The organism is Stenotrophomonas sp. CASM110 (assembly GCF_049384345.1).
GTDB classification, from domain to species: domain Bacteria; phylum Pseudomonadota; class Gammaproteobacteria; order Xanthomonadales; family Xanthomonadaceae; genus Stenotrophomonas; species Stenotrophomonas muris.
This window is the reverse complement of the sequence record NZ_JBMRGI010000025.1, coordinates 55,011-65,923: the sequence shown is the minus strand read 5'-3', so window position 1 is coordinate 65,923 and position 10,913 is coordinate 55,011. Positions and strand designations below refer to the sequence as shown.

Sequence of the window (10,913 nt, the reverse complement as noted above, 5' to 3'; positions counted from 1 at the left end):
AAAGCCTCCCTGGTGAAATTAGCGCTGTGGAACCACCCGATCCCATCCCGAACTCGGAAGTGAAACGCAGCTGCGCCGATGGTAGTGTGGCTCAAGCCATGCGAGAGTAGGTCATCGCCAGGGTTTACACCCAAAACCCCGCTGCTTGCGCAGCGGGGTTTTTCTTTGTGCGCAGAACATGCGGGTAGTGCCGGCCGCCGGCCGCCGGCCGGCACCGCCATAGCTGCACACCGGCCGGTAGATGCACGCCATGCGTGGATATTCTCCGCGGGCAGCCCCAGCGCCAACCAAGGTTGGCGACTACCGAGGGCATGCGGGCGCACAGTAGATCCACGCCGTGTGTGGATGCGGCGCCAGCCAGGGTTGGTCGCTCCTCACGGCAGGTCCGGAAGCGGACTTTCCTGACCCATCACGCAAAAGCAGGCAAAAAAAACGGCGCCCTGCGGGCGCCGTCTTGACCGGGATGGAACCGCAGGCCCGGATCAGGCGGCCCGCGAGACCTCGTGCGGTTCCTGCTGGCGGAACACCGATACCGCCTCGGTAAGCGTACCCGCCTGCAATTGCAGCTCGCGTGCGGCCGCGGTGGCTTCCTCCACAAGCGCGGCATTCTGCTGCGTCGCCTGGTCCATCTGCACCACGGTCTGGTTGATCTGCTCGATGCCGACCGACTGCTCCTGCGAGGCCGCCGAGATCTCGTGCATCAGGTGGCTGACATTCTCAACGCCCCCGACAATGCCCTGCATCCGCTGGCCCGCATCGGCCACCAGCTGGGCGCCTTCGCCCACCTGGCGACCTGCCTCATCGATCAGCTTCTTGATTTCTTGAGCCGCAGCGGCGGAGCGCTGCGCCAGCACGCGCACCTCGCTGGCCACCACCGCGAAGCCACGGCCCTGCTCGCCGGCACGGGCGGCCTCCACTGCCGCGTTGAGCGCGAGGATATTGGTCTGGAAGGCGATGCCATCGATCACGCCAGTGATGTCGCCGATCCGCTTCGAGGCTCCCTCGATCGCCTGCATGGTGTCGACGACCCGCTGCATGGCGACGTTGCCGTCGCTGGCGGCGCTCTGGGTGGTGATCGCCAGCTGGCTCGCCTCGCGCGCATGGGCAGCGTTCTGGCGCACGGTGGCAGTCAGCTCTTCCATCGAAGCGGCGGTTTCCTGCAGGTGCGCTGCCTGGCGCTCGCTGCGCTCGGACAGCGCGCCATTGCCCGCAGCGATTTCGCTGGCAGCGGTGCTGATCGAGGACGCGCACTGCTGGATACGGCCCACCATGCGCGCCAGCTGGCCGGCGGTGGCGTTGGCATCGCGCTGGATCGCGGCAAAGGCGCCGTGATACTCGCCATGCATGCGTCGATCGAGATCGCCGCTGGCCAGCGCCGAGAGCATCTGCCGCACCTCGTCAACCGTACTGCCCAACGTATCCAGCAGCTGGTTGATGCCACCGGTGAGGCCATCGAGGAAGCTGGCACCTTCGGTTGCCTGCAGGCGCTGGTCGAGGTCGCCGGCGGCGGCGGCCGCGACGATGCCGGCGACGGCGTTCTCCAAGGCGAGCTCATGGGTACGGTCATGCCACTCCACGGCAAAGCCCAGGCGCACGCCCTGTGCGTCGAAGACCGGAGTAACCACCTGTGCGAAGTGCACCGGGCCGATCTGTACCTTGCCGTTGTGGCTGACCTGCAGGCCATTGAGGATGGCGCGGATCCGGTCCGGGTTGGCGTGGAAGCGATGAATGCTGCTACCGACCAGGCGCTCGGCATCGAAATCGGGGAAGGCCTGGCGCAACGTTGCCTGCTGGTTGCGCAGCAGGGCCACCACCGAGCGGTTCACGTAGCGGATCACGTGATCGTTGTCGGCAATCATCATCGCGGTGCGCGAGGCATCGAGGGCCTGGCGGATCTGCGCGTTCTCGGCGTGTGCCTCCGCTTCGCGTCCACGCTGGGCCTGCACATGGCGTGCGGTGTCGGCCAGCGCATGGGCCAGCGAACCCGGTGCGTAGGCGGTGGTGTCAGCATGTGCACCAAGATCGGCGCCGGTGGCGATGTCGCGCGCCAGCGCGGCCAGCCGGCGGGGACCGTGGCCAAGTGCTTCGGTCTGCTGGCGGAGCCGCAGTGCGACCTGGCCAAGGAACAGGGTCAGGCCGGCCAGCATCGCGGCCTGCAGCAGCGCCGGCCCCACCGCAGCACCGGCCGGCAGCGGGGCCAGCAGTGCAAGCGTGCCGATGCTACCGGCCAGCCACACCGGCAGACGATCGCGATGGCCCAGCAGCACGCCCAGCAGCAGGGCGATCGGCAACGCCGGCGACAGGCCGGTGATCGCGGACAACAGGGCCAGCTGCAGCGCCACCAGGATTGCCAGGGCGTTGCGGGCGATGCCGCGGCCTGCCAGCGGACCGGCCAGCCACAAGGCGGGCAGCACAGCGCCCGCGGCCAACGCGGCGGCCACACCGTGCGGACCGCGCAGGGCCAGCACCAGCCCGGTCACGGCCAGTGCCGCGCTGCCGGTCAGCAGGCGGCGGTCAGCACCGCGGGCGAGCTGTTGCAGGTGCGACAGGCGGGCGGTATCGGGGGGACGGGCGGATGCAATGGACATCGGAGGCTCCTGGGTCAGCAGACGACAACGAGCACGCCGCAACGCACGCAGCAGGGCGTGACGAGGGCGGGTGCCGGGAATTCGAGGGATGCGGCGCGATCAGCGACGCGGAGACGGGACACCGCGGCCACATCCTGTGGGTGACGGTGCAGCAGAGCGGGCATGCGGACTTCCTTGCAGAACCAGACACATGCCGCAGGACCGACCGGGCCCGCGTGCAGCGGGCGCAGGGGCCCGCAACTGATGTATCGGCCGCAAACGCGCGGAGTGAAGCGCGCGGACGCCTGCGCTCAGACGGCGTTGTCGTTGCTGAAGAAGTGCAGGATCACGCCTGCGATCTGTTCCGGATCTTCCATGTGCAGGTGATGGTTGCCGGGAAATACTGCCAGCCGGCCATCCCGCAGGTGCTGCAGGCGATCGCTGCGCATCGGCTCGGGATAATACGACTGCGCCGGCGTGGCATAGATCACCTGTGTCGGGCACGCGATGGCCTGCAGCAGGTTGTCGATCTGGCCCTCGCTGAGGCGGATCGCGGTGGGCAGCATCAGGCGCGGATCGCTGCACCAGCGATACCCGCCTTCGACCGGTTCCACGCCGCGCTCGACCAGCAGTCGTGCGCACGGTTCGCTGAGCTGGTTGGTCATCATCCGTGCGCGGATCGGCGCGGCCAGGTCGGGGAACACGCGCAGCTGCTTGCGCGCCAACGCACGGGTTGCGTTCACGTGCTCGCGCAGGCGATGGGCGGTCTCTTCTTCGGGGCCGCGCAGGCCGCCGAGAGCTTCGATCGCCACCAGGCGCTCGACGCGGTCGCTGACCGAGGCGGTGAGGCTGGCGATGCCGGCGCCCATCGAATGGCCGAGCAGGCTGAAGCGGTCCCAGCCCAGGGCGTCGGCCACATCAAGCACGTGGCAGATCGCGGCCGCCGTGGTGTAGCTGGCACCGGCCGGCAGGTGCGCGCTGTGGCCATGGCCGGGCAGGTCGATCGCCACCAGCTGCAGCGACGCCAGGTGCGGCGCCAGCGGCACGAAGCTGGCGGCATTGTCGAGCCAGCCATGCAGGGCCAGCACGCGCGGGCCGTCGCCGCTGTTGCGCAGGCCGGCGACGCGGGTGCCGCCCACCTCGAGTTCAAAGGGTTGCAGACTCATGCCAGCGAGGCCACGGCCAGTCGTGCCAGGGCGCGCGCGTGTTCCGGTTCGGCATTGAGGCAGGGGATGTAGCGCATCGTCGCGCCACGTTCGGCCAGCGTTTCGGTGAAGCCCATCGCGACTTCTTCCAGCGTTTCCAGGCAATCGGTGGCGAAGCCGGGGCAGACCACGTCGATCTGCTTCACACCGGATTCGGCCAACGCCCACAGGCTCGGCTCAGCGTAAGGCTGCAGCCAGCGCTCGCGGCCGAAGCGCGACTGGTAACCCATCTGCCAGTCGTCCTTGCCCAGGCCCAGCGCGTTGGCGATGGCCTGCGCGCTGGCCTCGCAGCGCTGCGGATACGGATCACCCGCGTCGGCCAGGCGCTGCGGGATGCCGTGGAAGGAGAACATCAGTTTCTGGCTGCGGCCGTGCTGTTCCCAGTAGCGGCGGATCGAGCCGGCAACGGCCTCGACCCAGCCCGGGTCGACCGAGTAGTCGCGTACCAGACTGACGGTCACGCCCGGGTTGCGCCGCTGCCAGGCGTCGACGCGGTCCTCGACCGAGGCGGTGGTGGTGGTGGAGTACTGCGGGTACAGCGGCAGCACCACGATGCGGCGTGCGCCTTCGGCGGCGAGGCGGTCGAGCTCGTGGGCCAGGGCCGGTTCGCCATAGCGCATTGCGTGGCGCACTTTCAGGGTTGGCAGCAGGGCCTGCATCGCCTGCGCCAGCTGCCGGGTATGGACCATCAGCGGTGAGCCATCCGGCAGCCAGACCTGGGCGTACTTGGCCGCCGAACGGCTGCTGCGCAGCGGCAGGATCAGTCCGCGCAGCAGCGGCTGCCACAGCAGTGGCGGGATCGCGACCACGCGGCGGTCGGACAGGAATTCGGCCAGGTAACGGCGTACGGCGGGGGCCGTCGGCGTATCGGGCGTGCCTAGGTTGACCGCCAGCACGGCGGTATCGGGTGCGTCGAGCATGGGGTGCATTGTCGCCGATCCGGTGCCGCGCCGGGATGCAGGGTTCGGATTGCTGGCATAGCGCGCATCTATGTGAGCAGAGAACGCTCATTGGGGATTCATGACAACACTACTAATTTCAGTCACTTGCTATATCTTCCTATGGACTGACTTCTGGAGCCTGCCATGCGTCGCCCGATCCAAGCCCTGCTGATCGCCGCCAGCCTGCTGTCCAGCCAGGCCATGGCCGGACCGCAGGAAGACCAGCGCGCCCGCAATGCCGTGCGCGTGCTGGCGGAGATCCAGGAAATCCCTGAACAGGGAATTCCGGACAAGTTGCTCGACGAAGGCCGCGCGGTCATCGTCATTCCCGACACGATCAAGGCCGGCCTGGTCATTGGCGGTCGTCGCGGCCACGGGCTGATGTCGGTGCGCATGCCCAATGGCGCCTGGTCCAGCCCGGTATTCGTCAAGCTGACCGGTGGCAGCATCGGCTTCCAGGCCGGCGTCCAGTCTTCGGACGTGGTGCTGGTGTTCCGCAACGACCGCAGCCTGGACAACCTGGTCAATGGCAAGTTCACGCTTGGCGCCGATGCCGGCGTTGCCGCTGGTCCGGTCGGCCGCAATGCCGCCGCCGCCACCGACGGCCAGCTGAAGGCCGAGATCTGGTCGTGGTCGCGCGCGCGCGGCCTGTTCGCCGGTGTTGCGCTGGATGGCGCGGTGCTGCAGATCGACGATGCCGCCAACCTTGACGCCTACGGCAGCAACACCACGCCGCGCATGATCTTCGAAGGTCGCGCCGTCGGTTCGCCGTCGATGGACGTGGTCGCCTTCCGCGATCGTCTGGAAGAGGCCACCTACGCCGCCCGCAACAACCGCAACGGCAACGGTGGCAATGCGCCGCGCCCGGCGCCGGCCCCGGCTGCCGCCCCTGTGCCTGCGCCTGTTCAGGCAGCACCGGCGGCCCCGGCCGAAGCCACCACCGCGCCGCTGCAGAACATTCCGCAGAACCCGCCGCCGCAGCAGCAGGGCTTCCAGCCGGTCAACGACGGCGAAATCCGCACGGAAACGCTGGGCGGAAACTGACTTTCGTCACGCGCGCCGGCTAACAGCCGGTGCGCTATGCTCGACAGCCTGATCACTAACGTAACGAGCGTCTTTATGGGCAGTTTCAGCATCTGGCATTGGTTGGTCGTGCTGGCCATCGTCCTGCTGGTGTTCGGCACCAAGCGCCTGACCAGTGGCGCCAAGGACCTCGGTTCGGCGGTCAAGGAATTCAAGAAGGGCATGCGCGACGACGACAAGCCGAACGCGCAGCTGGGCGACGAGTCGCGCAGCCAGGACGCCTCGCGCACCGCGCAGGACGAGCACGACCGCACCCCTCGCTGATCCGGAGCGGTCGCGGTGTTTGATATCGGCTTCAGCGAATTGCTGGTGATCGCCGTGGTCGCCCTGGTGGTGCTCGGTCCCGAGCGCCTGCCCAAGGCGGCCCGCTTTGCCGGCCTGTGGGTGCGTCGCGCCCGCAATCAATGGGATTCGGTGAAACAGGAACTGGAGCGCGAACTGCAGGCCGAGGAGATCAAGCGGCAGATGCAGGACGTTCGCCAGGGCATGCAGGACACCGAGAACCAGCTGCGTGCCAGCGGCGAAGCGATCCGTCGCGAAGCGCAGGAGGCGCAGCAGCAGGGCGATACGCTGGCGCAGGAGGTACGCGCACCGGCGCCTGCGGATCTGCCGCCGCATATGAGCGGCCTGACCCGTGCCGATGCACCGGTACAGGAGGGCGTCGCTCCCGAGCCGACGCCGGCGACACCCCCTGAAGCCGGTGCGCCGCCGCCGCCGCGCACGGAGCGCCAGCCATGAGTGAACAGGATTTCGGCGAGAGCTCGCTGGTCGAACATCTGGTGGAACTGCGCGGCCGCCTGGTGCGCGCATTGCTGGGCCTGGGCGTGGTGCTGCTGGCGCTGCTGCCGTTCACCCAGAAGCTGTACAACGCGTTGGCCGAGCCGCTGGTCTCGCAGCTGCCGAACGGGCAGACGATGATTGCCACCAATCCGGCCGGCGCCTTCTTCGCGCCGTTGAAGCTGACCTTCTTCGTTGCCCTGTTCGTGGCGGTGCCGTGGCTGCTGTACCAGCTGTGGGCCTTCGTCGCGCCCGGCCTGTATGCGCGCGAGAAGCGCCTGGCGGTGCCGCTGCTGGTGTCCTCGGTGCTGCTGTTCTACACCGGCTGTGCCTTTGCCTACTTCCTGGTGCTGCCGGCGGTGTTCCACTTCCTCACCACCTTCAGCCCGGACGTGATTGCGATCACCCCGGATGCAAATGCCTACCTGGATTTCGTGCTGGCGATCTTCTTCGCCTTCGGCGGCAGCTTCGAACTGCCGGTGGCGATGGTGATCCTGGTGCTGCTGGGCTGGGTGACGCCGCAGCAGTTCAAGGAAGGCCGCGGCTACGCGATCGTCGGCATCTTCGTGCTGGCGGCGGTGCTGACCCCGCCGGACGTGGTTTCGCAGCTGATGCTGGCGATCCCGATGTGCCTGCTCTATGAGCTGGGCATCCACGCCGCACGCTGGCTGGTGCCGTCGTCGGCAGTCAAGAAGCCCGCCGCCTGAAAGAAAAAAGGGGACGGAGGGGATTAAGTCGTTTATGCCCAGTGTGTGCAGCTAACGACTTAATCCCCTCCGTCCCCTTTTTTCATCAGGCGTGGAAGATGTCGCTCGAGGTCGGCGTGGTCGGGATCGGCGGTGCGGCGCGGCTGCCACGGTGCACGAACATCTGCTTCCACGCGGCGTAGACCGCGCCGACATACAGCGGCATCAGCACCGTGGTCAGCACCAGCTGGGCGATGAAGGCGGCGGCCAGCGGGCCGCCGATCAGCATCGCGATCTGGATCACGATCACGAACAGGATGTAGATGCAGAACGCGGCGATCAGGCCGAGCACGGCGAACACGATCATTGCGCCGATGTTCTCGATGCAGCCCTGCAGGCTCAGGCGCAGCGCGTGCATGCCGCTCTGCTTGTCGAACACCACCAGCGCCGGCTGGGTGAACATTGCCAGCGACAGTGCGACCGCGCTCAGGAACACCAGCAGCATCCACAGTGCGATGCGCTTGGCCGGCAGGTTGGCCACCAGCGCCGCAGCATCGTCCGGCTTGATCTGCTGGCCACTGCGGCTGATCTCTTCCATCTTGGTCATGACCTCGCTGAAGGCGGTGAAGCCTTCGCGGCCGATCATCAGGAACAGCAGCGCGCCCAGCAGCAGCACCGCCAGCACCTGGATCGCCAGCGGCACCAGCAGGTGGCTGACGCGGTGGTCGCGGATCGGCTGCAGCAGGTGCGAGGCCAGGCCCGGGCGACCTTCGTCGATCTCACCCACGGCGTACAGCATGCCGCCGAACATGATCGGCGAGATGGCCAGGGTCATCAGCTGCACGGCCATGCCGGCGGCGCCGGGAATCAGCGTCGACAACAGGGTGACCACCCAGCTCACCAGCAGCCAGGCCAGGCCGATCCGGGCCAGCTGCAGCGGCGCACGCCGATACAGCGAGAACGTATCCAGCAACCACTGGGCGCCCGCCGAGGCCGGCAGCTTGCGAATCTCTTTCATGGACATCCGGGAAGGACAGGAGGGGCCGGGCGCTTGCCCGTGCCGCCGATTATCCCTGTTTTGCCGCCGGCTGGGCTGAAGACAGCCGCGCCTGGCGAACGAAGCGGCGCAGCAGCTGGCGCGCCAGCGGTGCGGCGCTGACCGCGCGCTCGATGCTGCGGGCACAGCCGCCATGGCGGCCGATGCAGTCGGCGCGGGCACGCACGTAGCCGCGCATGTGGTGGGTGGCGAACTCGGGGTGGAACTGCACGCCCCAGGCCTGGCGCCCCCAGCGGAAGGCATGGCAGCCATCCAGCGGCGAGCGTGCCAGTACTTCGGCGCCGTCGGGCGCGCGCAACACGGTCTGCAGGTGGGTGGCGTGGGCGGCGAAGTGCTGCGGCAGGCCCTGGAACAGCGGGTCCTGCGCGGCCTGCGGCTGCAGCTCCAGTTCGATCGTGCCGGACTCGCGCCCGGCCGGGTTGTAGGCCACCTCCCCGCCCAGCGCGTGCGCCAGCAGCTGGTGCCCGTAGCAGATGCCGAACACCGGCAGGTCGTCGTGGGCGGCCTGGCGCAGCCATGCGGCACTGCGCTCACTCCATTCGGCGTGGTCGGTGACGAAGGCGGCCGAGCCGGTCACCAGCACGCCGGCGAAGGCATGCGGGTCGGGCAGGGCATCCCCGTGTTCGACATCGACCACCACCGTCTCGTGCTCTTCCAGCCCGGCGGCCACCCGGATCCAGTGCGGGAAGCGCCCGTAGCGGCGCAGCGACGGCACCGGGCGGCCGGTTTCAAGGATCAGGAACGGGGCTGGGTTCATCCGGGGGCGGCAGGACTGACAGGACTTCCTCGATTGTAGTCAGCCCCTGCGCCACCTTTTCAAGCCCGGCCTGGCGCAGGGTTCGCAGCCCTTCAGCCCGCGCGGCACGGGTGAAACCGGCCAGATCCATGTCGGCGCGGATCTGCCCACGCAGCCGCGAGCCCAATGGCAGCAACTCATACAGGCCGATGCGGCCGAGGAATCCGGTGCGCCGGCACTCCAGGCAACCAACCGGCCGACAGGGCGTGGCGGCATCTGGATATGCAGCTTGGCTATCAGCCAGCACCGCCCAGTCGGCAGCACCAAGGGTGTGCGGCTGCTTGCAGTGCGGGCACAGGGTGCGCACCAGGCGCTGGGCGAGGATGCCGTTGAGGGTGCTGGCCAGCAGGTAGTGCGGCACGCCCAGGTCGAGCAGGCGGGTGACCGCCGACGGCGCGTCGTTGGTATGCAGCGTGGACAGCACCAGATGGCCGGTCAGCGAGGCCTGCACCGCCATCTGCGCGGTTTCCAGATCGCGGATCTCGCCGATCATGATGATGTCCGGGTCCTGCCGCAGCAGGGTGCGCACGCCGCTGGCGAAGTCCAGGTCGATGTTGGCCTGCACCTGCATCTGGTTGAACTCGGGCGCGATCATCTCGATCGGGTCCTCCACGGTGCACACGTTCACGTCCGGCGTGGCCAGCCGCTTCAGCGTGGAATACAGGGTGGTGGTCTTGCCTGAGCCGGTCGGGCCGGTGACCAGCACGATGCCGTGCGGGCGTTCGACCAGTGCATTCCAGCCGGCGGCCTCCTGCGGGCTGAAACCCAGCTGGTCGATGCTCTTGAAGGCGGCATCCGGGTCGAAGATGCGCATCACGCACTTCTCGCCGAAGGCGGTGGGCATGGTCGACAGGCGCATCTCGACCTCGCGGCCGCCCGGCGAGCGGGTCTTGATGCGGCCGTCCTGCGGGCGCCGGCGTTCGGCCAGGTCCATGCGGCCGAGCACCTTGATGCGGCTGACCACGGCGGTCATCACCGCCGGTGGCACCTCGAAGACCTTGTGCAGCACGCCATCGATGCGGAAGCGCATGCGCCCCATCTCGCGGCGCGGTTCCAGGTGGATGTCCGAGGCGCGCTGTTCGTAGGCATATTGCAGCAGCCAGTCGACGATGTGCACGATGTGCTGGTCGTCGGCATTGACGTCGCCGGTACGGCCCAGCTCGACCAGCTGCTCGAAGCTGGGCAGGGTGGTGCTGGCTTCGCCGCGGACATCGCCGCGCGCGCCACGCACCGAGCGGGTCACCCCGTAGAACTCCATGGTGTAGCGGTGCAGGTCGAGCGGATTGACCACCGCCAGCTCGATGCTGCGGCGGGTCAGGTGCTGCAGGTCGCGGCGCCACTCCTGCACAAGCGGCTCGCTGGTGGCCACCAGCACCCGTTCGGCATCCACCGCCAGCGGCAGGAAGCGGTGGCGGCGGGCGTAGGCGTGGGAGACCAGCGCGGTGACCGCAGCGACGTCGACCCGGGTCGGATCGATGCGCAGGTAGCGGCTGCCGGTGCGCCGGGCCAGCCATTCGGTCAGGCGTTCCAGGGTCAGTTCGCCACCGTCGCGGGCGGCCAGCTTGAGGTTGGACAGCAACACCAGCGGGTGTACTTCACTGGCATTGCGCGCGCCCTGTGCGGAAAACCGCATGCGCTCGACGTCGTGCTCGGCCACCAGGCCATCGGCCAGCAGCGCTGCGCAGACCTGTTCGAAATGCAGGCGGCCCCACGGCAGCGGGATGTCGCCTGGCTCGCCGGGCGTGCCCACCGGCAGCCGATGTTCCATCTGCCTGCTCCTCCCGGGTACGGAATGCCCCGC

General features: G+C 68.3%; 10 protein-coding genes and 1 rRNA gene. 5 read left to right on the top strand and 6 right to left on the bottom strand.

Annotated elements, in window-relative coordinates; genetic code table 11:
- Positions 1-8: 8 nt before the first annotated feature.
- Positions 9-123 (top strand): 5S ribosomal RNA (rrf, locus tag VG561_RS18380).
- 359 nt (positions 124-482) lie between these two features.
- On the opposite strand, the gene VG561_RS18375 is transcribed toward rrf, so the two are convergent.
- The 3 genes from VG561_RS18375 to hemH all read right to left on the bottom strand — a co-directional run bounded on the left by VG561_RS18375 (position 483) and on the right by hemH (position 4,692).
- The gene (locus VG561_RS18375) at positions 483-2,588 is read right to left on the bottom strand and encodes a methyl-accepting chemotaxis protein (protein WP_014648911.1); all 2,106 of its coding nucleotides are present in this window, start codon (positions 2,586-2,588) and stop codon (positions 483-485) included.
- A 290-nt stretch (positions 2,589-2,878) separates the two neighbouring features.
- Positions 2,879-3,733, bottom strand: a complete 855-nt coding sequence (locus VG561_RS18370) for an alpha/beta fold hydrolase (protein ID WP_423179861.1) — start codon at positions 3,731-3,733, stop codon at positions 2,879-2,881.
- Entirely contained in the window at positions 3,730-4,692 is a 963-nt protein-coding gene (hemH, locus tag VG561_RS18365; protein ID WP_046433311.1) for a ferrochelatase, read from the bottom strand. Before hemH ends, VG561_RS18370 begins: the two co-directional genes overlap by 4 nt.
- A gap of 165 nt (positions 4,693-4,857) precedes the next feature.
- On the opposite strand from hemH, the gene VG561_RS18360 reads away from it, so the two are divergent.
- The 4 genes from VG561_RS18360 (at position 4,858) to tatC (ending at position 7,280) form a co-directional block, all read left to right on the top strand.
- Positions 4,858-5,757, top strand: a complete 900-nt coding sequence (locus VG561_RS18360; protein WP_423179860.1) for a lipid-binding SYLF domain-containing protein — start codon at positions 4,858-4,860, stop codon at positions 5,755-5,757.
- Between the two features lie 75 nt (positions 5,758-5,832).
- Positions 5,833-6,060, top strand: a complete 228-nt coding sequence (tatA, locus tag VG561_RS18355; protein WP_014648907.1) for a Sec-independent protein translocase subunit TatA — start codon at positions 5,833-5,835, stop codon at positions 6,058-6,060.
- A 15-nt stretch (positions 6,061-6,075) separates the two neighbouring features.
- Positions 6,076-6,534: a Sec-independent protein translocase protein TatB gene (tatB, locus tag VG561_RS18350; protein ID WP_032957854.1), complete on the top strand. Its 459-nt coding sequence runs from the start codon at positions 6,076-6,078 to the stop codon at positions 6,532-6,534.
- Positions 6,531-7,280: a twin-arginine translocase subunit TatC gene (tatC, locus tag VG561_RS18345; protein WP_005420449.1), complete on the top strand. Its 750-nt coding sequence runs from the start codon at positions 6,531-6,533 to the stop codon at positions 7,278-7,280. Before tatB ends, tatC begins: the two co-directional genes overlap by 4 nt.
- Positions 7,281-7,365: 85 nt before the next feature.
- Here tatC and VG561_RS18340 read toward each other — a convergent pair whose 3' ends face one another.
- The 3 genes from VG561_RS18340 to VG561_RS18330 are packed head-to-tail and all read right to left on the bottom strand — an operon-like array spanning position 7,366 to position 10,880.
- Positions 7,366-8,277 (bottom strand): BPSS1780 family membrane protein, encoded by a 912-nt coding sequence (locus VG561_RS18340; RefSeq protein WP_197605212.1) that lies wholly within the window; start codon positions 8,275-8,277, stop codon positions 7,366-7,368.
- A gap of 49 nt (positions 8,278-8,326) precedes the next feature.
- On the bottom strand, positions 8,327-9,073 hold the full coding sequence (locus VG561_RS18335) for a glutamine amidotransferase (RefSeq protein WP_014648904.1): 747 nt from the start codon (positions 9,071-9,073) through the stop codon (positions 8,327-8,329).
- On the bottom strand, positions 9,045-10,880 hold the full coding sequence (locus VG561_RS18330) for a GspE/PulE family protein (protein WP_014648903.1): 1,836 nt from the start codon (positions 10,878-10,880) through the stop codon (positions 9,045-9,047). The genes VG561_RS18335 and VG561_RS18330 overlap by 29 nt, the downstream gene beginning before the upstream one ends.
- Positions 10,881-10,913 lie beyond the last annotated feature (33 nt).

Excerpts from the sequence above, each read along its gene's own strand:
- VG561_RS18375 (WP_014648911.1), bottom strand. The coding sequence starts at position 2,588 with ATGTCCATTGCATCCGCCCGTCCCCCCGATACCGCCCGCCTGTCGCAC.
- VG561_RS18370 (WP_423179861.1), bottom strand. The coding sequence starts at position 3,733 with ATGAGTCTGCAACCCTTTGAACTCGAGGTGGGCGGCACCCGCGTCGCC.
- hemH (WP_046433311.1), bottom strand. The coding sequence starts at position 4,692 with ATGCTCGACGCACCCGATACCGCCGTGCTGGCGGTCAACCTAGGCACG.
- VG561_RS18360 (WP_423179860.1), top strand. The coding sequence starts at position 4,858 with ATGCGTCGCCCGATCCAAGCCCTGCTGATCGCCGCCAGCCTGCTGTCC.
- tatA (WP_014648907.1), top strand. The coding sequence starts at position 5,833 with ATGGGCAGTTTCAGCATCTGGCATTGGTTGGTCGTGCTGGCCATCGTC.
- tatC (WP_005420449.1), top strand. The coding sequence starts at position 6,531 with ATGAGTGAACAGGATTTCGGCGAGAGCTCGCTGGTCGAACATCTGGTG.
- VG561_RS18340 (WP_197605212.1), bottom strand. The coding sequence starts at position 8,277 with ATGAAAGAGATTCGCAAGCTGCCGGCCTCGGCGGGCGCCCAGTGGTTG.
- VG561_RS18335 (WP_014648904.1), bottom strand. The coding sequence starts at position 9,073 with ATGAACCCAGCCCCGTTCCTGATCCTTGAAACCGGCCGCCCGGTGCCG.
- VG561_RS18330 (WP_014648903.1), bottom strand. The coding sequence starts at position 10,880 with ATGGAACATCGGCTGCCGGTGGGCACGCCCGGCGAGCCAGGCGACATC.